This window comes from Bergeyella zoohelcum ATCC 43767, assembly GCF_000301075.1.
In the GTDB taxonomy this organism is placed as follows: domain Bacteria; phylum Bacteroidota; class Bacteroidia; order Flavobacteriales; family Weeksellaceae; genus Bergeyella; species Bergeyella zoohelcum.
Genome location: NZ_JH932293.1, coordinates 2,006,660 through 2,029,138 on the forward strand (window position 1 = coordinate 2,006,660; position 22,479 = coordinate 2,029,138).

At 36.0% G+C, this 22,479-nt stretch carries 21 protein-coding genes; 11 read left to right on the plus strand and 10 right to left on the minus strand.

Going from position 1 to position 22,479, the window contains the following annotated elements; genetic code table 11:
- The first annotated feature begins 45 nt into the window (after window positions 1-45).
- The 6 genes from atpG (at window position 46) to HMPREF9699_RS09200 (ending at window position 5,291) form a co-directional block, all read left to right on the plus strand.
- Window positions 46-906 (plus strand): ATP synthase F1 subunit gamma, encoded by an 861-nt coding sequence (atpG, locus tag HMPREF9699_RS09175; protein WP_002664306.1) that lies wholly within the window; start codon window positions 46-48, stop codon window positions 904-906.
- Window positions 907-1,284: 378 nt separating this feature from the next.
- Window positions 1,285-2,640: a hemolysin family protein gene (locus tag HMPREF9699_RS09180; RefSeq protein WP_002664313.1), complete on the plus strand. Its 1,356-nt coding sequence runs from the start codon at window positions 1,285-1,287 to the stop codon at window positions 2,638-2,640.
- 33 nt (window positions 2,641-2,673) lie between these two features.
- The gene (locus HMPREF9699_RS09185) at window positions 2,674-2,952 is read left to right on the plus strand and encodes an ATP-dependent Clp protease adaptor ClpS (RefSeq protein WP_002664314.1); all 279 of its coding nucleotides are present in this window, start codon (window positions 2,674-2,676) and stop codon (window positions 2,950-2,952) included.
- 2 nt (window positions 2,953-2,954) lie between these two features.
- Window positions 2,955-3,917 (plus strand): thioredoxin-disulfide reductase, encoded by a 963-nt coding sequence (trxB, locus tag HMPREF9699_RS09190; RefSeq protein ID WP_002664315.1) that lies wholly within the window; start codon window positions 2,955-2,957, stop codon window positions 3,915-3,917.
- A gap of 126 nt (window positions 3,918-4,043) precedes the next feature.
- Window positions 4,044-4,571, plus strand: a complete 528-nt coding sequence (locus HMPREF9699_RS09195; RefSeq protein ID WP_002664316.1) for a DUF7935 family protein — start codon at window positions 4,044-4,046, stop codon at window positions 4,569-4,571.
- 108 nt (window positions 4,572-4,679) lie between these two features.
- Complete coding sequence (locus HMPREF9699_RS09200; protein WP_002664317.1) at window positions 4,680-5,291, plus strand: inorganic pyrophosphatase; 612 nt, start codon at window positions 4,680-4,682, stop codon at window positions 5,289-5,291.
- Window positions 5,292-5,327: 36 nt separating this feature from the next.
- On the opposite strand, the gene HMPREF9699_RS09205 is transcribed toward HMPREF9699_RS09200, so the two are convergent.
- Genes HMPREF9699_RS09205 through HMPREF9699_RS09220 form a run of 4 tightly spaced genes read right to left on the minus strand, consistent with a single transcriptional unit; the run spans window position 5,328 to window position 8,360 of the window.
- Window positions 5,328-6,548, minus strand: a complete 1,221-nt coding sequence (locus HMPREF9699_RS09205; protein WP_002664318.1) for a 3-deoxy-D-manno-octulosonic acid transferase — start codon at window positions 6,546-6,548, stop codon at window positions 5,328-5,330.
- 1 nt (window position 6,549) lies between these two features.
- Entirely contained in the window at window positions 6,550-7,020 is a 471-nt protein-coding gene (locus HMPREF9699_RS09210) for a DUF1648 domain-containing protein (protein ID WP_002664320.1), read from the minus strand.
- Between the two features lie 6 nt (window positions 7,021-7,026).
- Window positions 7,027-7,710 carry a C40 family peptidase gene (locus HMPREF9699_RS09215; RefSeq protein ID WP_002664321.1) on the minus strand — a complete coding sequence of 228 codons (684 nt, stop codon included), beginning with the start codon at window positions 7,708-7,710 and terminating at the stop codon, window positions 7,027-7,029.
- A 2-nt stretch (window positions 7,711-7,712) separates the two neighbouring features.
- The gene (locus HMPREF9699_RS09220; RefSeq protein WP_002664322.1) at window positions 7,713-8,360 is read right to left on the minus strand and encodes an O-methyltransferase; all 648 of its coding nucleotides are present in this window, start codon (window positions 8,358-8,360) and stop codon (window positions 7,713-7,715) included.
- Between the two features lie 54 nt (window positions 8,361-8,414).
- Between HMPREF9699_RS09220 and tilS the strand changes: the two genes are divergently transcribed.
- Entirely contained in the window at window positions 8,415-9,710 is a 1,296-nt protein-coding gene (tilS, locus tag HMPREF9699_RS09225; RefSeq protein ID WP_002664323.1) for a tRNA lysidine(34) synthetase TilS, read from the plus strand.
- Between the two features lie 9 nt (window positions 9,711-9,719).
- Here the strand turns inward: tilS and HMPREF9699_RS09230 are convergent, their stop codons facing one another.
- The 3 genes from HMPREF9699_RS09230 to rsmA are packed head-to-tail and all read right to left on the minus strand — an operon-like array spanning window position 9,720 to window position 13,426.
- Complete coding sequence (locus HMPREF9699_RS09230) at window positions 9,720-11,492, minus strand: ComEC/Rec2 family competence protein (RefSeq protein ID WP_002664324.1); 1,773 nt, start codon at window positions 11,490-11,492, stop codon at window positions 9,720-9,722.
- Between the two features lie 17 nt (window positions 11,493-11,509).
- Window positions 11,510-12,613, minus strand: a complete 1,104-nt coding sequence (gene lpxB, locus HMPREF9699_RS09235; protein ID WP_002664325.1) for a lipid-A-disaccharide synthase — start codon at window positions 12,611-12,613, stop codon at window positions 11,510-11,512.
- Window positions 12,614-12,658: 45 nt separating this feature from the next.
- Window positions 12,659-13,426: a 16S rRNA (adenine(1518)-N(6)/adenine(1519)-N(6))-dimethyltransferase RsmA gene (rsmA, locus tag HMPREF9699_RS09240; protein ID WP_002664326.1), complete on the minus strand. Its 768-nt coding sequence runs from the start codon at window positions 13,424-13,426 to the stop codon at window positions 12,659-12,661.
- A 134-nt stretch (window positions 13,427-13,560) separates the two neighbouring features.
- Here rsmA and HMPREF9699_RS09245 point away from each other — a divergent pair, with 134 nt between their 5' ends.
- The 3 genes from HMPREF9699_RS09245 (at window position 13,561) to HMPREF9699_RS09255 (ending at window position 15,679) form a co-directional block, all read left to right on the plus strand.
- Window positions 13,561-14,457: a cell division protein FtsX gene (locus tag HMPREF9699_RS09245; protein WP_002664327.1), complete on the plus strand. Its 897-nt coding sequence runs from the start codon at window positions 13,561-13,563 to the stop codon at window positions 14,455-14,457.
- 6 nt (window positions 14,458-14,463) lie between these two features.
- Complete coding sequence (locus HMPREF9699_RS09250; RefSeq protein WP_002664328.1) at window positions 14,464-14,733, plus strand: DUF3098 domain-containing protein; 270 nt, start codon at window positions 14,464-14,466, stop codon at window positions 14,731-14,733.
- A 112-nt stretch (window positions 14,734-14,845) separates the two neighbouring features.
- On the plus strand, window positions 14,846-15,679 hold the full coding sequence (locus tag HMPREF9699_RS09255) for an undecaprenyl-diphosphate phosphatase (protein WP_002664331.1): 834 nt from the start codon (window positions 14,846-14,848) through the stop codon (window positions 15,677-15,679).
- Window positions 15,680-15,876: 197 nt separating this feature from the next.
- Here the strand turns inward: HMPREF9699_RS09255 and HMPREF9699_RS09260 are convergent, their stop codons facing one another.
- The 3 genes from HMPREF9699_RS09260 to HMPREF9699_RS09270 are packed head-to-tail and all read right to left on the minus strand — an operon-like array spanning window position 15,877 to window position 21,696.
- A complete protein-coding gene (locus tag HMPREF9699_RS09260; protein WP_002664332.1) occupies window positions 15,877-17,277 on the minus strand; it encodes an efflux transporter outer membrane subunit in 1,401 nt (466 codons plus the stop codon).
- Window positions 17,278-17,315: 38 nt separating this feature from the next.
- Window positions 17,316-18,500, minus strand: a complete 1,185-nt coding sequence (locus HMPREF9699_RS09265; RefSeq protein WP_002664333.1) for an efflux RND transporter periplasmic adaptor subunit — start codon at window positions 18,498-18,500, stop codon at window positions 17,316-17,318.
- A gap of 52 nt (window positions 18,501-18,552) precedes the next feature.
- Window positions 18,553-21,696, minus strand: coding sequence for an efflux RND transporter permease subunit (locus tag HMPREF9699_RS09270; RefSeq protein ID WP_002664334.1), 3,144 nt, complete (start codon window positions 21,694-21,696; stop codon window positions 18,553-18,555).
- Between the two features lie 343 nt (window positions 21,697-22,039).
- On the opposite strand from HMPREF9699_RS09270, the gene HMPREF9699_RS09275 reads away from it, so the two are divergent.
- Window positions 22,040-22,309, plus strand: a complete 270-nt coding sequence (locus tag HMPREF9699_RS09275) for a hypothetical protein (protein ID WP_245946133.1) — start codon at window positions 22,040-22,042, stop codon at window positions 22,307-22,309.
- The last annotated feature ends 170 nt before the right edge of the window (window positions 22,310-22,479 follow it).

Below are 22,479 nucleotides of genomic sequence, written 5' to 3' on the forward strand. Positions count from 1 at the left end.
TGATGCTTGGTCAGCCAAAAATTTCCTAATAACAACCGAAACAATATGGCAAACTTAAAAGAAATTCGAGGTAGGATTACATCCATCAGCTCTACGATGCAAATCACTGGAGCGATGAAAATGGTATCAGCGGCTAAATTAAAAAAGGCACAAGATGCTATTGTGATGTTAAGACCTTACTCTGAAAAATTGCAAGAGCTTATCCAAAATGTAAGCAGTGCTTCGGATTCAGAAAATACCTCTGTGTATGCACAGCAAAGAGAAGTAAAAAGAGTGCTGTACATTGTGATTACTTCTAATAGAGGTCTTGCAGGGGCTTTTAATTCTTCGGTAGTGAAAGAGCTAAATCATCAGCTGAACCATACCCGTGCAGAAGTAGAAATATTGACCATAGGGAAAAAAGGGTTTGATGCAGTAAGAAGAGATAAAAAAGTATATGCTAACCAAAGTGAGCTGTATGATAACCTTCGTTTTGAACGTGTATCTCAGGTAACCAGTGCCGTGATGAGAGATTTCCGTGAAGGTAAATTTGATGCGGTTTATTTATTGTATAATAAATTCATCAATGCTGCTACACAAGAAGTAACGAAAGAGCAGCTTCTCCCAATTCAAATGGCAGAACAAAAAGAAAGCAATGTAGAAACCGATTATATCTTCGAACCTAATAGAGAGGAAATTCTCAATAACTTGCTTCCTAAATCAATAAAAACACAAGTTTTTAAGGCGATTTTAGATTCTGTTGCTTCTGAACATGGTGCTAGAATGACGGCAATGCACAAAGCAACAGACAATGCGAAAGCCCTCAAAAATGATTTGGTTATCCACTACAACAAGGCTCGTCAGGCAGCGATTACAGGGGAAATCCTCGAAATTGTTTCTGGAGCAGAGGCTTTGAAAGGAAACTAATAAGCAACAAATGAATATTAAAATCCACTCCATAAAAGGGTGGATTTTTTATTGATTGAAAGTGTGAATATCATGAAATGGTATTACAAATCAAACGCATAAAATTTTAATCCCAAAGTATTAGCTTTTAGCTATTCGCTGCTGGCTATTCTCTTATAGTTAGCGACTTTATTTTATTTGAAAAACGACAATATTTTTCTTAAAAGATACTTCGTCTTTCCTTGCGTTTTTTGGAACTATATAAAATGGTTAATTAACACAAGGCATGTGTTTAGTTTATAGAACCTATAGTATTTATAAATAAAACATTGAATCCGATTTTAGCACCCAATTGCACAAAATATTTTTTATTATCTTTGCCAAAAGTATTTATCATTCATGGACCCCGACAGTTTAGTCAAAATATTAATTGCCTTATTTTTAGTTTTACTCAATGGCTTTTTCGTAGCCGCTGAATTTTCAATAGTCAAAGTTCGTTATTCTCAAATCCAGCTTAAAGCTGCAGAAGGAAATTCTATGGCAAAACAAGCAGAAGACATCATAAAAAATTTAGATGCCTATCTTTCTGCTACTCAGCTAGGAATTACATTGGCATCATTAGCACTCGGTTGGGTGGGAGAAAGTGCTCTGCATCATATTATTGAGGATATATTCATCCGAATGGGTATGGTGGTAGATAATGCTACTGTAACTACCGTTTCTTTAGTGCTTAGTTTTTTGATTATCACTGTGATGCATATTGTTTTTGGAGAATTGGTTCCCAAATCTATAGCTATTAGAAAATCAGAATCTACTACACTGATCATCGCTGCACCACTCAAATTGTTTTATAATATTTTCAGACCTTTTATTTGGCTGATGAACGGTATTTCTAATGCTTTTTTGAGGTTAATAAAAATCCATCCTGTTTCTGAGCATGAAATTCACTCTACCGAAGAATTACAACTTTTGGTAAAACAATCTGCAGATTCTGGAGCGATAGAAGAGGAAAACTATGAAATCATTAAAAACGCTTTTGATTTTACAGATCATACCGCAAAGCAGGTGATGGTACCGAGACAAAATATTCTGTCCATAGACATTGATGAGCCTATTGAGGACATTATTAATACCATTATGGAAAGTGGCTATTCTCGGGTACCCGTCTATGAAAACTCCATTGATAATATTATCGGGATTTTCTATGTCAAAGAAATCATTCGTGAGTATATCCAGAGAAAAGGAAACCTTACTCATGATGATCTTCGGGATAAGATGCGTGAAGCATTCTTCGTGGTAGGCTCTAAAAAAATATCCGATTTGCTGAAAACTTTCCAGCTGAAAAAACAGCATCTCGCTATCGTAATCGATGAATTTGGAGGAACGGAAGGAATAATTACTTTAGAAGACATTCTAGAAGAACTTGTAGGGGAAATCCAAGATGAAGAAGATGAGGAAGCGAATATTGTGGACCAAGTGAGTGAGAATACTTATTGGGTACAAGCTACACAACCGCTAGACGAAATTAATGAACATTTGCCAAAAGGGTTTCCACTTTCTGAAGAAGGGGAGTTTAATACATTGGCAGGATATATTTTACATGACTTGGCAGATATTCCAGAAGAAAATCAAGAGTTTTCCCTCAATGGTTATGAGTGTAAAATATTGAAAATGAATAATAAAAGTGTAGAAGTGGTAGAGCTCATCTATACAGAACCTTCTACCGAAAATACGGATAACGAAACGGCCGAATAAGCGATTTCGTAAAACGATAAAACTTTAGAAAAAATGAATTCACATAATATAGAAAAACAGCAGGAGCTACAAGGAGATGTATTGCTGAAAGATACCAATAAGTTGGTACTTTGGAACGATGATTTTAACACTTTTGATTTTGTAATAGATACATTGATAGAGGTTTGTGGACACACCCCCGAACAAGCCGAACAATGCACCATTTTAGTACATTATAAAGGAAAGTGTACCGTAAAGACATCTTCTTTGGAAGTGCTAAAGCCTATGCATAATCAATTGATAAATAAAGGACTTACATCTGAAATAATTTAAACATGAATACAGAAAATATAAACGACTGTGTAATCATCGGAAGTGGACCTTCTGGATTTACCGCAGCAATTTATGCTGCAAGAGCTGATTTAAAACCGAAAGTGTTTACAGGACTTCAGCCTGGTGGACAGCTCACTACTACTACTGAAGTGGATAATTTCCCAGGTTATCCTAATGGCGTTACAGGGCCTGAAATGATGATGGATCTTCAGAAACAGGCAGAAAGATTTGACACCGAGGTTTTCTATGAAATGATTACCAAAGTAGAATTTTCTAAAGAAAGAGGAGGAATACACAAACTTTGGGCTGGAGATAGAGAGATTTTGGCTAAAACGGTCATCATCTCTACAGGGGCTACTGCTAAATATCTTGGTTTAGAAGACGAAAAAAAATATGCAGGAGGAGGCGTTTCGGCATGTGCTACTTGTGATGGGTTCTTCTACAAAGGGAAAGAGGTCATCGTAGTAGGTGCAGGAGATACTGCCGCAGAAGAGGCTACTTATCTTTCTAATCTTTGCTCTAAAGTTACTATGTTGGTAAGAAGAGATGAGTTTAGAGCATCAAAAGCCATGGTAAACAGAGTGCTTAAAACCCCTAATATAGAAGTGAAATTTCATCACGAGCTCATCGGTATAGAAGGAGAAAATAGCTTGGTGGAAAAGGCTGTGGTGATTAATAATCAAACAAAAGAAACATCTACTATTCCTGTGCATGGAATTTTCATCGCCATAGGACATCAGCCGAATACAGAGGTTTTCAAAGGGCAAATCACCACCGATGAAAATGGTTATATCGTAACAGAAAAAGGTTCTACTAGAACTAATCTTCCAGGTGTTTTCGCGGCAGGAGATGTGCAAGATCATATCTATAGACAAGCCATTACTGCGGCTGGAAGCGGTTGTATGGCGGCTATGGATGCTGAAAGATACTTAGAATCTCTGAAGGCAGAAGAGATGGAAGCATAGCATTTTCTACATCATAGAATAAAAAATGAGCAACTCATCTTGGGATGCTCATTTTTTCTTATTTTTGCAAATGTTTATTATACAATGTGGAGAGAAAGCTACATCGTATAAAATAATAATTTAAAAATGGCTTGGTTAGATTCCATATTGCATTCGGTATATTTTCCGTATATATTTACGATACTTTTAGTGTTGCCTTTTATCGTTCTGCTAAGGCAGTTTGTTTTCTCATACATTAAGATGAAAAATCAAGAGCTCAAAATGCTTACCGTGAAAGGAAACAGTGGAAATAAAAGTCAGGCGTATGAAAGGCTTACCTTATTTCTAGAGAGAATAAAACCTACTTCTCTGGTAAAAAGATTTGATGATTCATTACAAAAAGAAGAGTTTATTTTTCTTTGTACCAAAGCCATTCAGGAAGAATTTGAATACAATGCTTCTCAGCAGCTCTATACTACACCTAAGGCATGGCAAGAAGTTTTAGATGCGAAAAATTATGTGATGCAGCTACTCCAAGATGCAGGAAAAGGATTAAGTAAAGAAGCTAGTTTAGAAGAATTTAAAACTGTTTTTCTTTTACAGTATGTTCAAGATGAGGAGCCTATTATTCAATCCATAGACTATTTAAGAAAAGAAATTATTTTAATCACATAAGTGAATTTTATTCGTACACGAACATTGGTCTTACAAGTAAATTTTTAACTACTGAACAAATTATTCAAATAAAAATTATTCAAATAAATCATATAAATACAGAAATAAATGAAACCTAATTTTCAAGCACATCCTTGGCATGGAATTTCCGCAGGGGAAAATGCACCAGAAGTAGTAACCACTTTCATTGAAATCGTTCCATCGGATACCATTAAATATGAAATTGATAAAGAAAGTGGATTTATGAAAGTGGATAGACCACAGAAATTCTCTAATATCATCCCAGCATTGTATGGTTTTGTACCTCAAACTTATTGTGATAATGCAGTGAAAGATTTAGCTGTAGCATTGGGAGCTACAGATGTTACAGAGGGAGACCATGATCCTTTAGATATCTGTGTATTAAGTTCTCACCATATCAGTTCAGGAGGAATGCTGATGGACGCTGTGCCTATTGGTGGCTTTAAAATGATTGATGGAGGAGAGGCAGATGATAAAATTGTTGCGGTATTAGTAGGAGACCATGCTTTTGGGCATTATAAAGATATTTCTGAACTTCCACAGGCAGAAATTAACCGATTGATGCACTATTTCTTGACTTACAAAAATCTTCCTAATGAACCAGCAAAATGCAGAATAGAGCAAGTGTATGGAGCTGAACATGCCAAAGAAGTTATCAAAGCTTCTATGAAAGATTATCAAGATAAATATGGTAAGTAAAAATAAAAGAGGTTGTTCTGAAAATATCAGACAGCCTTATTTTTTTAACATCTGATTCACAATTAATTGCGTAGATTCCAATTGACATTTCATAAACTCTTTGGTTTTTTCAGATATTGCTTGCAAAGAAGGATGATGAATCACCGATACTATTTCTTCTGTTAATTCTTTAGGTTTCGCAAATGATTTCGCTCCACCTGCACCAATTAAATCATCTGCTTCAGGATTTTTCTGATATTGATTCCCAAAGAAAACAGGAATTCCAAAAATGACTGCTTCCAAAATATTATGAAGTCCTTTACTGTGAAAACCACCGCCTACCACCGCCACATCAGCATAAGAATAAAGCCTATTGAGCAATCCTATACAGTCTATTATCAAGATATTAGATTTTGATAAATCCTCATTTTCAGAAATTTGAGAATAAAGAAAAGCATTGGGAAATTTCTTTTTCAGTAGTTTCACTCTTCCTAAATCATGGGGTGCAATAATGATTTTAATAGTAGAATGAACCGCTAAATCTTCCAAAACCTCCTCTTCGCCTTGCCAAGAGCTACCTATCACTACCACTTTATTATCGCCTATAAATGCCCCAATATAAGGCACATGATTATCTCTATAAAGAAAACTTCTCACCCTATCATAACGCGTATCCCCTGAAACCATTCCTTGTGATATACCCACTGATTTTGCCAATTCTAAAGAAGCCGGCGTCTGATGAAAGAAAAAATCAATAGATTGTCTTAACTGATGTACCATCCATTTTCCCCAAGGTTTGAAAAATACTTGTTTTTTATAAAACAATGCAGAAACCACAAATGTTCTTGCCCCTTGTTTTTTCAGTTCTGCCAAAAGATGATACCAAAAATCATATTTTACAGTAAAAAATAGCTCTGTTTTAAACTGGGATACAAATTTTTGAATTTCCTTTTTTTTGTCTAGAGGAAGATAACAAACTACATCTGCAATATTCGGTTTTTTCACCACGATTTCATACCCTGATGGCGAGAAAAATGTAATCAAAATTTTATGATTCGGAAAATGTGTTTTCAGTTTTTCTAAAACGGGTAACCCTTGTTCGTATTCGCCCAAACTGGCAGCGTGCATCCATATCACTTTATCATTTTTAATCTTTTGAACCAATGAAAAACTTTGCTTTCTCCCCTCCACACCCTTCCGTGCTTTTTCATTAAATAATGAAAAAACTTTCAAGCCCAAAGACAATAATCCAACAAAAAATGTATATAAAAATGCCATTTTATTTACTGAAATACGCAATTACAACCATCACGATTGGGAAAACTAAAGAAAGTCCAATGAATGAAAGCAAATAAATACTGATTTTTTTTCTTTTCTCCACATTTTGATAATTAATCATCAATAAAGTCACCAAATAGAATAATACCGTGCATATCGCATTTAATCCACCAATGACTATATCCCCAATGTATTTTTGAGTATCAATATTTTGGTCAGTAGTTTCTACAGGGTTATTGTATCCAACATTTCCAAAAGCAATAATTGTCATTGACACAAATATTACCAAACTCAAAAATGGGGTAAAGAAAATCCATTTTCTATGTCCATATCTATCCGCTTCGCCCTCTATATTAAAGTGAATTGGAATTCTATCGGGTAATTTGGGGTAATTTTTTATCGCCACAAAAAATGTTAATGCTAAAAAACAAAACGCTAAAATATTGAATACCATCATATGATAATGAATCATGACAAGTTACAAAATCCTTTTGATACATCTTAGTTTATGGGTATGCTTTTTTAATTCTCTATTATAAATCCCACTAATATCCAAATCATCTATTCTTACCTCTCCGAAAACATGGATAATTTTCAAGTTTTCTAACATCATTCCTACATGAGTAATTTCATTATTTTCATTTTCAAAGAAAGCCAAATCCCCTAAACTACTTTCTTCTACAAAGTCTAAAACCACTCCTAATTGTACTTGTTCAGAAGCTTTTCTGGGTAATAAAAACCCTTGACTTTTATACATCAGTTGGGTAAATCCGTCTGCATCCATCCCGAAAACACTTCGCCCGCCATGTAAATAGGGAACTCCTATGCAGCTTCGGGCAATAGTATCCAGTGATTGATTTTCAGAATCAATTAACAATTCATTCTCTGAAAATTCAGCACCCAGAGAAAATAATTGTCCTTCTTTCTCCATGTACTTTAACTTCAAAACCTCCTGTTTTTCCACAGCATTCACACACTGCAGATGCCCAGAAAAAACCCAACCTTCTACCCCATCATTTTCCACACGAATGAATGAAAAATACCCTTCCTCCCGAAGAATTTCACAATACTCACCATACAATAGCTGACTGACCAATAAAGATTCAAAACTTGGTTTTTGAGTAATGGATGATACAGATGTTCGGCAACGAGCTATATTCATAACTATTTTTTTATCAAAACATTAAGACCATCACGAATCGGTAAAATCACATTTTCAAACGCTTCATCTTTTGCTACCATTTCATTTAATAATTGTATCATTCGGGTGGCTTTTTTCTTTGAATTTTGTTCCAAAACTTTACCGTACCAAAGCACATTATCAAAAAGCACCACAGAGCCAGAGCGTAAATGCTTTTTCACTTCCTCAAAATAGGCAGGATATCGCCCTTTATCGGCATCTACAAAAACTAAGTCAAAAATTTCATCAGACTGTTCTAAATACGCCATCGCATCCTGAAGCACAAAACGAATTTTATCAGAATATGGACTTCTCTCAAAATATTTCTTGGGTAAATATGCCAGCTCTTCGTTAATATCCAGCGTAACAATTTCCCCATCACTAGGTAACCCCTCTGCTAAACAGAGTGTAGCATACCCCGTAAAAGTTCCTATTTCAAGAATTTTTTTAGGCCTTAGCATTTTAGAAAGAATAGACAGTAATCTCCCTTGCTGCCCTCCCGAAACCATATGAGGCTGTGTAGTTTTTTCGTAAGTTTCTGCCTTTAGTTCCTTTAATAAATCTGACTCTCCCGATGCATGAGATTCCAAATAAGCATCCATCTCTGGAGCGATTTCTTCAAAATAACTCATAGAAAAATTTTGAGTCTCAAAGTTAGGTAAAACAGAATTAATATCTTTGTTTTTATGAAAAAATTATCGGAAGAAAATTTCGTCCAAGCATTGGAAAACTCATGTGCCCATTACCAACAAAAAACCTTTCTTTTGGCCATCAGTGGTGGCGTGGATTCCATGGTGCTGCTCCAGCTTTGTATCCAGCTGAAAATCCATATAGAAGTAGCACATATCAATTATCATCTCAGAGCAGAAAATTCCGATGCCGATGAAGCATTGGTAACGAAAATATGCACCCAAAATCATATCCCTATCCATATCTACCATGCTGATTTTAAACAATCTAAAAACAAAAATATTCAAACTTGGGCAAGGGAAATACGCTATGATTTTTTTCATAAAATTAGGAAGGAAAGAAAAATAGATTATATAATGACCGCTCATCACCTGAATGACCAACTGGAAACTTTCTTTATCCATCTGATGAGAGGGACAGGAGTTCGTGGGCTGTGTGGCATACCCAACGCTGAAAATAAAATCATTAGACCTCTTTTAAATTTCTCTAAAAAAGAAATTTATGATTTTGCATTACAAAATGCTATTCTCTTTAGAGAAGACGAAAGTAATACTAAAAACATCTATCAAAGAAATTTTTTGAGAAACGAAATCATTCCTCAATTGGAGAAAATTCAGCCGATGTTCTTAGATAATTTCCGCCAAACACTCGGTCATCTACAAGCCACCCAAAAGGCAATGAAAACCCTTATAGAAGAAAAAAGAAACACTATTTCTCAAGAAAAAAATGAACAAATATCTTTGGATAAAGACGCTTTACAGAAAATGGACGCTTTAATCCAATACGAAATTTTAAAACCTTTCGGAATGCAAAACAGCACTGAAATAGAAAAAATTTTCCACGCCGAAACAGGTGCTATCTTTATGACCCAAACGCATAAAATATTGATTAATCGTAATGAAATTTTAATTCAAAAAAATACAACGCCTCCAAATGCTGAGCGTATTTTCATTCCCAAAAACCATACTAACACCTACGAAATTAACCTTTTCCATTCTACCACAGAAGAAAAATCTACACAGCAATGGCATTTCGATGCTTCTCAAATTTCTTTTCCCTTAGAGCTAAGACCCAAAAAAGAAGGTGACCGATTTCAGCCCAAAGGTATGAAAGGCACCAAACTGGTTTCCAAATATTTAAAAGACGAAAAAATCAACCAATTCGATAAAGAAAAATGCAGAGTTCTTTGCGATGCTTCTGGAAAAATATTAGGCGTACTCCCCTACCGCCAAGATGGAGATTTTTCTATCAAGGAACTTGAAAACCCTCATCGTATGACCATTATTTTCTGACACGCTCGTTTAAAACGATGTACTTTCAGAAAAATACACCTCCGTATTTACTTCACTCACTCTTCTACTGGTAAGATATGGCATCATCACGAACTTTCTAAACTTTTCATCATCAAAATTTTCAGATGGTTTTCCCGAAATCATAAAATATACTTTCCGCCTGTCCTTTACTATTTGTACTTTTTGCTTAGCAAACTGCATAGATATATTTTCACTTTGATGGTTCCAATACATCTGTATCCCTAAACGAAGAATAAAAAAACTAATAGCCGCGATGACTAATGGTAAAAAAGAAGATCTACTAACCACTAAATATCTATAAAACAGATAAATACAAAAATACATCATGATGAGTTCCAAAATACCAAAAGAAATATACTCTACAAACATCACTTCCCAATCTCCCAAATGATGGATAAGCCATAATACCCCTTGTACTACCGTGTCATACGCCCATTCCAAGAAATTAAAAATGGTTCCTACAGCATAGAAAACAACCATGAAACATGAAATGACAATCAGAATTTCCGCAGAAGGAACAATGATAAGGTTCGCAAAAAAAGACACCAAAGCATACTGATGAAAATGATACAACACCACAGGAAATGTACCTATCTGTGCAGCAATGGTAATGCTTATAATAGAGAAAAAATTCCTCTTCCACTTTGAAACTCCGCCATACATACGCTTTAACAATGGAGCATAAAATAAACCTATACCGAATACAGCCGTATAACTCATCTGAAAACCGACATCGAAAATAGCATTGGTATCTATAAGCAACATCAGTAATGCCGAAATACTTGCCGAGTGAAAAAGATTAGGTGGTCTTTGAAGGAGAATAGCGCCGTAATACATACTTAGCATAAGGCTACTCCTTACCACAGAATTACCCAAATCTATGAAAATGGTAAATAACCAAACCACACATAATGAAACAATTAATCTCCACCGATACGAAACAAACCAAACGCTATATTTGAGAAGAAAGAATATCAGTACAAAAATTACCACAATATGTCCACCCGAAATAGCCAAAAGATGCATCAGCCCTGTTCTCCTAAAATCTAAAATCATTTCCTGCTCCATTTCGGTACGATCTGCCAAAATAATTCCCTTTAAAAATGATTTCGTAGTAGATGATAATTGCCCAACATTTATCCTTTGCAATAACTGAAGTCTCTGCTGCTTAATCCATTGTGATAATCTAAAACCAGAGTACGCACTTATCTCATAGTAATCACTTACAAAAGACTGATAATAAATTCCTTGCCTTGCTAAATATTTAGAATAATCAAACTGAAAATCCAATACCGTAGAACGCATCTGATGAATATAAGATTCTGCCTGATAGGTATGAAAAAAATCCAGTTCGGGAAGGTCTTTCGGAATATTGAATAGTGCCTTAAATGATTCGTTCGATTCCTCTCCTTGAATTGCAATAATTTCCACTTCATATTTCCTGTATTTCTCTGTGGAATTTAATTTTTTAACCAACTGAAAATGATACAACTGCTTACCACTATATTCTTTTTTGGCCCCATCTGAAATAGAAAGCAAATGATAAAAAGCAAACAAAAAAGAAAAAATTCCTCCTAGTACAATTCCACTCCCCCAAGCCGGAAATAGTTTAGGTACCAATAACTGTAATATAAGAATGAATACCAGAATACTCAGCCCAAATAAGATGCTTTGCACAGAAAGCATTTCATGAAAATAATCTGCCAGAGCAATGCCCACTATGCAAAAAGCTAACAAATAAAGAAAAAGTTGTTTTTGCATAATAAAAAAATATAAGGTTATTCTACAATTTTCTCTGCTGCCCTTTGGCTGGCTCCTGCCCCTCCCAGCTTCATCCTCAGCTGAGCATAGTCATTTAATATTCGATCTCGTTTTTCTCCTAAGACAAAACCTAATTCACGAACGAGATTTTCCGTATTCAAATCATTCTGTATCAACTCCTTTACCACTTCTTTATCTCCAATAAGATTGACCAATGAAATGTATTTAATATGCTTTACCAATCGTTTCGCAATGGCATAAGAAATGGCACTTCCACGATAACAAACCACCTGAGGAATTCCCAAAAGTGCCGTTTCTAAAGTAGCAGTTCCTGAAGTTACCAATGCTGCCTCTGAACATCTCAAGATATCATAAGTTTTGTTCGATACAAAATGAACCCCCTCAGTATTATATTGTTCATAAAACGATGGAGGTAAACTGGGTGCTCCTGCAATCACAAACTGATAATCTTCAAATTTAGATTTCACAGAGAGCATCATATTAAGCATTTTCTCCACTTCTTGTTTCCTAGACCCTGGTAATAAAGCAATGATAGGCCTAGCATCCAAATGATTTTCTTTCCTAAATTTTTCCTGATCTATTTCAGGAAGATGTGCTATAGCATCCAAAAGCGGATGCCCTACAAAGTGTACATGAATACCATGTTTTTTATAAAAATCTTTTTCAAAAGGAAGTATCACCAGCATTTCATCCACGAATTTTTTGATGACCTCCACTCTTCCTTCTTTCCAAGCCCAAAGCTGTGGTGAGATATAGTACACCACCTTTTTTACGCCTAATTTCTTAGCTGCTTTGGCTATTCTCAGGTTAAACCCAGGATAGTCTATCAATATCAAAACATCAGGCTGATACGCCTGAATATCTCGTTTACAAAATTTCAAATTTTTAAGAATGGTGGGTAAATTTTTAATCACCTCCACAAACCCCATAAACGCCAAATCCCGATAATGCTTCACGGGCTTTTCCTCCGCAACATTTGCCATCAAATCACCACCCCAAAATCTAAATTCTGCAGATGTATCTTTCTCCTTTAAGGCTTTCATCAGATTACTTCCATGCAAGTCTCCCGATGCTTCCCCTGCTATTATATAATACCTCATACGATGAATATGATAACAAATTTAGAAAAAAAATAATATCATCTACTAATTAATCTTCATTTTCCATGCTCTAGTAAAAGCAATAAATTCCTCCACGCTGAGTTCCTCCGCTCTCTTATCTAGAAAAGGATGCGGCAAAAGATTTTCGGGAATACCTAAAGTTTTCAGTGCGTTGCTCAGCTTTTTTCTCCTTTGGTTAAACCCTGCTTTTACAATTTTCTTGAATAAATCTTCATTTTCTAGCACCCCTACCTTTGGATTTCTCTCCATTCTGATAACTCCAGATTTCACCTTCGGAGGTGGATTAAACACATTTTCATGAACCGTAAAAAGATACTTTACATCATAAAACGCCTGAACGAGTACGGATACTATACCATAGGCTTTTGTTCTAGGTGCTGCTGCTGCTCTTTCTGCCACTTCTTTTTGGAACATGCCTACCATTTCGGGAATTCGGGTATAATTTTCTACAATGGTAAAAAGAATTTGTGAGGATATATTGTACGGAAAATTACCTATAACGGCTATTTGCCCTTGAGAAAAGGAAAAATCAGTTTTTAGAAAATCCCCTACAAAACTTTCTGGCATAATTTCATCATAGTTTTCTATCAAATATTCTATAGATTCAGTGTCTATTTCAGCTAAGAAAAGGGGCTTTTCTTTATGAATCAAATATTTGGTAAGCACTCCCATACCAGGACCTACTTCCAAATAAGCATCTACAGGAGTTTGCAATGAATTTACTATTTTTTGGGCGATATTTTCATCCGTAAGAAAATGCTGACCTAAATGTTTTTTAGCACGAACAGACATAGAATATAATATTGATTTACAATTTGTTTCTTACACTCATGAAGACAAATTATGTTTTTTTTAACAATCTTTTATCATCATTTCGGCTACAAATTTCGTTAGATTTTTCTATTTTAGCCAAAAATTTTTACAAAATGGCAAATTCGCCCGAAGATTTTAATAAAAGAAGATTGCGTTCTAGCAATTTCACAGTAGTCATTAGTATTGCCTTGGTACTATTTATGGTAGGGCTTTCAGGGCTTATTGTGATCAATGCACAGAAGTATGCAGATTATCTGAAAGAACAGCTGGTAATCAATGCATATTTTGATCAAGATTTTGATGCAAAAGACTCTGTAAAAATCTTAAAACAAGAGCATGAAGCGGTAGAAAAAATCAAATCACTTACCCCCGTAAGAAAAGCTACCTACATTTCTAGAGCACAGTCTTCAATAGAAGCTAAAAAGAGTTTAGGCATTGATGCTCAGCAACTTTTTAACGCCGACATTTACCCTTCATCAGTAGAAATTGCTCTCAAAGCCAGCCATATAGACTCTATTCATATTGAAAATGCGATTAAAGAAATTAAGGCGATTCCTGGAATTGTAGATGTGAAAAACAATTCAGAATCTAAGCAGGTGTATAATACCCTGAATAAAATTTTAAAATGGATCATTGGCTTTTCATTGTTATTTCTGGTTCTAGCCATCGTATTGATTAACAACTCTATTCGTCTTAAAATATTTTCTAAAAGGTTCATTATTAAAACCATGCAATTGGTAGGGGCTAGAAGAAGATTCATCATTGCTCCTTTCCTCAAAGAAGCTGTAGTTTTAGGACTCATCGGGGCTGTTTTAGGGATATTAGCACTCACAGGCGTTTGGTATTACTTTACTACCACCATAGAAACTCCATTTGTTCAAGATGAAAATCAGTACTACATGCTTTTAGGCGGAATTATTTTAATAGGTATTTTCATTTCATTGATTTCCACTGTTTTCGCTACTTGGAGATTTCTGAGTTCAAATATTGATGATTTATATTACAACTAATCCAACATGGCAAATCAAAAGACAAATAGCAATACAGAAAATAAAGATGCTTTTTATTTTGGCAAGGAAAACTATCGATGGATGCTCATCGGTCTGGTATGCATCGCGTTAGGGTTTATCCTAATGATGGGGGCCGATGCTAATACGGTAGATGGCATTTCCAATCCGAACCATTGGAATCCTGATATTTTTTCATTCCGAAGAATTAGAATTGCTCCATTATTGGTATTGATAGGATTTGGAATTCAGGTCTATGCCATTTTAAAAAAGAAATAAATACCAGTTTTCAATGAATAGAAAACCTACCTCCCTTTTAGAATATCTTCATCTGAAAGGGGTTTTTATTGTAAAAAAAAACTTATTCATCAACCCGTACAATTAATCATCCATGGATATACTACAAGCAATTATCATTGCCATCATCGAAGGGCTTACCGAGTATCTTCCTATTTCTTCTACTGCTCACATGGGCTTTACCGCAGCACTCATGGGCATGGAAGAATCAGAATATTTAAAAATGTTTCAAGTTTCTATCCAGTTTGGAGCTATTCTTTCCATTGTAGTTTTGTACTGGAAAAAGTTTTTTGATTTTTCCAATCTCAAATTTTATATCAAATTGGGATTTGCCGTAATTCCTGCTTTGGTATTAGGAAAATTATTAGATGAGAAAATAGAGGCAGTACTGGGCAATCAGATTGCTATTTCTTCGGTGCTTATCATCGGAGGTGTTATATTATTATTTGTGGACCGATGGTTTAAACACCCTAAAATCACTGATGAAAAAGAAATCTCCATAAAAAGAGCCGTAATCATTGGTTTTTGGCAATGCTTAGCCATGATGCCAGGGACCTCTCGTTCTGCAGCTTCCATCATCGGTGGGATGACACAGGGACTGAGCAGAAAAGCGGCAGCTGAGTTTTCATTTTTCCTTGCGGTGCCCACCATGCTTGCCGTTACAGTGTACTCTATTTTTGTAAAAACCTGGGGAGAAGGTACTGAAAATGCACAAAAAGGATATGAAATGATACTTTCTAGTACCGAGAATATTCAAGTTTTCATCATCGGAAATATCGTAGCATTCATCGTAGCTATGATCGCGGTAAAAACTTTTATCAGTGTGCTTGCCAAATATGGATTTAGATTTTGGGGGTGGTACAGAATCATTATCGGTATTGTACTTTTGCTGTTCTTCCTTTGGCAAGAAAACGGAGGAGTATCCTAATTTCATTTTTATTGCACAGATAATACTATTGCTACACCCGTAAAATCATTTTTTTGACACCAACTCAAGGCTCTTTTTACCCGGAAAATATTTGTTACACTTTTTATTACAAGACCCCGATTTTCAACTTTTTTCTGAATCTCGGGGTTTCATCATATTTTCAAACTCATAGAGGCTAATCGTCAAAAGATATGCCATTATCTCCAGCCTCCTCCTAAGGATTTATAAAGTTCTATGATACTTTTCATCTTATTATATTGAGCAGTAGTAATGCTCAGTTCTGCATTCAGGCTATTGACATTCGCATTAAGCACCTCTAAATAATTAGCCATACCGTAATTGACCAGCTCTTGGGAATACTCTGTAGCTTTTTTATAAGCAGCCAATTCCTGTTTTTTATAGTGAATATATTCATCTTGACTTTCCATGGTTTTTAATGCGTCAGACACCTCTTTTCCTGCTTGTAATATCGTTTTTCGGAAGTTAAGATATGCTTTTTCTTTATTGATAAGGCTTACTTGGTACTGTGTTTTTATTTGTCTTTTATTGAAGATAGGCTGGGCTAGACTTCCTATCACGGATGCGAATAACGAATTAACACTAAATAATTTATCTACATCTATGGATTGAATTCCCGAATTAGCAGTGAGTTTTAAACTAGGATAAAAATTAGCTTTCGCAGCTTGGGTTAATTCAAAAGCGGAAATAAGCTGGAATTCTGCTGCACGAATATCAGGTCTATTTTCCAGCAATTGAACTGCAATCCCCTGCTTAATATCTCTTGGAAAAATTTGCTCACGCATTGTTTTCCTCGGAATAGTCTGTGATGCTTCCCCCATTAATAGTGAAAGGCTATTTTCCAAAATATGAATCTGATTATCCATTTCTATCAGTGAAGCTTTGGCACTGGCCACCAATGCTTCACTTTGTTTTACAGCTACTTCCGTAAGTATTCCTGCAGATTTTAAGGCTTTGGTAGTTTCTACATTCTTATTTCTTAGAAGAATTGTTTCGTTAATAATTCTTTTCTGTTCATCAAGAGTGAGTAGTTGATAATACATCGTTGCTACGGAAGCTACCAAATTCGTTTTCACCGCCTGATGTGCCGCTACTGTTCCCATATATAGGGCATAGTTTGCTTTTTCTTGAGCTTTCATTTTCCCCCAAATATCAGCTTCCCAGCTTAAACTTCCTGTGATATCAAACTGCTTAATGTATGCTCTTCTTCCTATGATTCTACCAAACTGCGTATTGAGCGATTGGGTTTGGAAAGTAAAATTAGGCCCTACAGAAAATGTAGGTAAGTAAGCATTTTTGCTCTGTAATAGGTAAGCCTCCGCAGAAATAATATTTTGTAAAGCAATTCTGATATCTAAATTATTCTCCAAGGCTTGGGTAATATGTTTCTGTAGTACTTCATCAGTAAAAATTTCTCGCCATGGGAGATGAGCTACATTCAGGCTATCCTTAGGAATTTCATTTGTTCGAAATAAATTTTCATTTACCATCTCTTGCGGTCTTACATATTTTTCCTGTGTAGCACAAGACCACAATACTATACTGATACAAAGCAATAAGATGATATTTTGTTTTTTCATCGTCTATTTTTTTATTTTATAAAAACAAAAACTCGTTTTTACTTAAAAATGGGTTCTATAGCATTTACTAAACTATCTAAATTAGCAGGTTTAGATTTAATAGCAGTTCCCGATTTTAATCCACCAATTCCCGATGCCACTACCATATCTCCTTTCTTTAATCCTGATTTCACCACCACTCGATTATTCACACGGTCTTGTACCTCTATGACTACAGATTTGGCAGTATCCTTCGTTACCTTGTACGCATATACCACTCCTTGCTGTTCATAAGTAGATGATTCTGGAACTATCAATACATCATCATAGCGGTTAGGCACTCTTATCTTTCCACTACTTCCATTGGTCAGCATTTTTTGTCCATTCGGAAAAGCCACACGAAACTGAATACTCCCTGTACTAGGATTAATTTGCCCCGTTACAGTTTCTATTTTTCCTTTTTCAGTATAGATTTCACCATTGGCCATTACCAATTCCACCATAGGCATATTTTTCAATTTTTCAGAAACAGTAGCTCCATTGGAAGTCTTAAGGAAGTTAAGGTATTCTTTTTCATTCATTGAGAAATAGGCATATACCTCTCTCGTATCAGCAATCGTGGTAAGTGCCACAGGATCATTAGGCCCTACCAAACTACCTACTTTTAGGGGCAAACTGCCTACCACTCCACTAATGGGAGCTCTGATGATAGAGTAATCAATGTTCGCTTTAACTCCTTTATAATTGGCCAACGCTTGTTGATGCCCTGCTTGTGCTTGTTTTAGCTGACTTTGGGCTCTGTACAAATTCGCTTTTGCAGTTTCTAACTGTACATTACTAATGATATTTTTCTCCACCAAAGGCTTGAGCTTATCCACTTCTACCTGTGCTGCATTCACCGCTGCTTGTGCTGCACTGATGCCCGATTGTGATGCTCCTATCCCTGCCTGTGCTGCACTGGCACTCTCATTAAGCATATTGGTTTCTAACCTAAAAAGTGGCTGCCCTTGGGTAACATATTGCCCTTCATCTACTAAAACTTGAGTGATATATCCCGAAATTTTTGCTCTCACATCATTATTAATCTTCCCTTGGATATTTACAGGATAGGTAAAATAGCCCTCCACATCCCGTTCTGCAACAGTAATCACCGAATACACTTTTTGGGGTTCATTTTTGGGTTTTTCCTTACTACAAGACCATAATACCCACGCCATTACTGCAAATATGATTTTATTTTTCATTGCCTAAATTATTATGATAAATACTTATTTATGTTTTTTTTAAACCATTTCCCTATTCTCCAAGATGAATTGGGTTTTGCTTTTTGGGAAAAATTTTCTCTTGAATGCCATAAAATACTACAAACAGTACTGGTGTAACGATAAGCCCCAAGAAAGTGCCTATCAATAATCCCGTTACTGCCCCTGTAGCTACCGAGCGATTACCGGCAGCCCCCACTCCACTAGCAAATACGAGTGGCAACAACCCAATGATAAACGCAAAGGAAGTCATCAATATTGGGCGAAGACGAGCCATTGCGGCATTAATGGCAGAACGAGAAAGACTTTCACCGTGATGTCTCCTTTGCACAGCAAATTCCACAATTAAAATGGCATTTTTGGCTAAAAGACCTATGAGCATAATGAGAGAAATCTGAAAATAAATATTATTTTCCAATCCAAATAACCACTGCCCTAGATATGCTCCCATAATTCCGAAAGGCAAGGAAAAAATTACCGCCATAGGTAACAGATAGCTTTCATACTGTGCTGAAAGAATAAAATAAGTAAAAACCAATGATAACATAAAGATAATTACCGTTTGTGCCCCTGCATTTTGTTCTTCCCTTGTCATTCCTGTATAGTCTAATGCGTAGTTGGCACTCAATTTTTCTGCGGCTACCTCTTCCACTGCTCTAATGGCATCTCCCGTGGAATACCCTTCCGCATTGGCTCCCGAAAGACTTACTGAAGTAAAAAGATTGTAACGGTTAATGCTTTGTGGGCCAAAAACGCGAGTGAGATGAACAAACTGAGAGACTGGTGCCATCTGCCCCGAAGCAGTTCTTACCATTAGCTTATCAAGACTTTGCAAATCTTTCCTATCCTCTGGCAAAGACTGAATCATTACCCTAAATTGTTTTCCGTATTTAGTAAAATCTGTAGCGTATAGCCCCCCAATATAGTTTTGTAACACTGATAAAATACTATTGACCGAAATGCCAGATTGGGCTGCTCTTTCCACATTAATGGAGAGTTCATACTGTGGATAGTTTACATTAAATGAAGTCTGAACATACTGTATTTCTGGTCTCTTATTAAGTTCTGATAAAAATTGTTGGGTAGTAGCATTCAGTTCAGACATTTCACCTCCCAGCTTATCCAAGAGCACCATTGAAAATCCCGAATTCATTCCAAAACCAGAAATGGCAGGAGGCTGAAAAAATACAATCTTAGCCTCCGATATATCACTCACAGATGCAAATGCCTTCCCAATAATCGCCTGAACACTCTGTGCAGGGTCTGAAATTCTATCAGCAACGGGTTTTAACCGAACAAAACTAAGAGCGTAATTACTGCCTGCACCAGAAATAATACTCCTGCCCCTCACCACAGTTACTCTATCTACCCCATCTATCTTTCTTAGACGGTCTTGCACTTGTTTTGCTACTGCAGAGGTTCTCTCCATGGAAGCCCCTGGAATCATCTCTATATTGGCAAAGAAAAAACCTGTATCTTCACTAGGAATGAATCCTTTTTTCATGGATTGATTAGACCAAAAAAGTACGCCCCCCGCTATCACAAATAGCACTAATGTTATCCATTTATGTCTCAAGAAAAAAGTAAAAGTTTTACCATAGCGGAGCGTAGCAGCTTCAAAGGCAATATTAAATTTATGGAAAAATTTTCCCATAAAAGACTTCTGTTCGTACGCTTTATCTTGATGAGGCTTCAGAAATAAAGCACACAGCACTGGACTGAGCGTAAGTGCATTCACCGCCGAAATAACGATAGCTATGATGAGAGTAATCCCGAACTGCTTATAAAAAACACCTGTGCTTCCCGTTATAAAAGTTACAGGAATAAATACTGCTGCCATCACTAATGTTACAGAAATAATAGCACCAGTGATTTCATTCATGGCACTAATGGTAGCAGACTTGGCAGCCTGATGGGTATGTTCCATTTTAGCATGAACCGCCTCTACCACGATGATGGCATCATCTACTACTATACCAATGGCCAAAACTAAAGCAAAAAGCGTAAGCATATTAATGGAGTAGCCTAATAAATTGAGAAAGAAAAAGGTACCTATCACAGATACTGGTACAGCAATGGCAGGAATAAGCGTAGAACGAAAATCTTGCAAGAAGAGATATACCACTAAAAAGACGAGTACAAAAGCTTCTAAAAGAGTGATTACTACTTTATTAATGGAGGCCTCCAAAAACTCATTAGAATCCATATTAATGGAATACTTTATCCCTTCGGGAAAAGATGCCTCATTCTCTTTCAGATATTTTTTTATATCATTAATTACATTTCGGGAGTTAGAGCCAGGAGTTTGGAAAATCCCCATTGCAATGGCAGGATAGTCATTATTTTCAGCAAAACCAGCATAAGAAAGTGAGCCTAGCTCTATCTCTGCTACATCTTTGAGCCTCAAAATTCTTCCTCCATCCAGTGCTTTTAATACAATATTTTCATACTCCTCTACTTCATTAAACTTACCTTTATACCGAATCACATACTCGTAGCTGCTACCCGAATTTTGCCCTAAAGTTCCCGCAGCTGCCTCTCTACTTTGGTCTGCAATGGCTGCCGAAACTTCTGAAGGATTGAGCCCATATGCTGCCATTTTATCAGGTCTAAGCCAAATACGCATAGCGTAATCTTTTGCCCCAAAGACATTAGCATCTCCCACACCATTTATTCTTTTCAAAGCGGGGATGATACTAATATTCATAAAATTCTGAATGAATACCGCATCTAATTTAGGATTTTCAGAATAAAACGAAATGAACATCAGAGCCCCTGTATTCTGTTTTTGGGTAATTACTCCTGCCCTTGTTACCTCATTGGGAAGGATAGAGTTCGCTCTTGCTACACGATTCTGCACATTTACCACAGCAATATCAGGATTCGTGCCTTGCTTAAAAACCACATTAATATTGGCCGAACCATTATTCGTAGCGGTAGAGGTGATATAATCCATATTCTCTACTCCATTAAGCTGTTCTTCTAACGGAATGACTACGGATTTCATTACCGTTTCAGCATTTGCTCCCGTATAATTAGTAGAGACCGATACTGTAACAGGTGCAATATCTGGATATTGAGAAATAGGCAAAGAAGTAATCCCTAAAACCCCGAGAATAACAATCATTATAGAAATCACCGTTGAAAGTACGGGTCTATTAATAAAGTGTTTTACCATATCTAAAGCGGTTTACAACAAGAAAAATCTAAAGTACTATAGTTGAAAAAAATATTACTTTTCATCCCAATCTTAGCACAAAGATACACATTGTCCCTACAAATCATCCATTGGATATGAAAAAAATAAGTAAAAAACGAAAGATAGCTTTATAAGCTAAATCTAAAATTCACCTTTTATGATGATGGATTACTTACCTCATTCATCATAAAAAAATTATTACCTTTGCATTCAGATGAAAAAAGCAATGCTATTCTTTATATGGTTAACTTGCGGGGCAATGTTTATATTGCCTACGCTGAAGGCTTTTGCTATGCCTCAAAAAGAAGTAAAGTGTTGCAAAATGAGTAAAGAAAATCATCAGGGAGAAAAAGTTTGTTGTTATGAAGAAACCACCTCCCAGCACTCTTCGTCTGAAAAACAGCATTGTGGAGATAGCTGTGCTAAAGTATGCTCCGCATGTTTCGCTCTTTTTATTACAGAATTAGATGAAAATCTAACTACTAAAAAAACAATCGGAATGACGGATAAGGAAAGGAATTTCCCGTACCTTTCTCCGCATATTCTTACTACTTTCCAAAAAATTTGGAAACCGCCGAAAATTTCTGCCTAATCATTTCTAATATTCTCTTTAGAGATAGATACTTCGTTTTCTTCATCCTATTCGTGATTGAGACTATTGTCTTTACATCATTATCCAAAGCATCTTTTGGGAACTTTACCCAAGTCCTTTGGAATAGTTAAAATCAAGACAAATTCTCCATCATTATTGGATGCCTCATC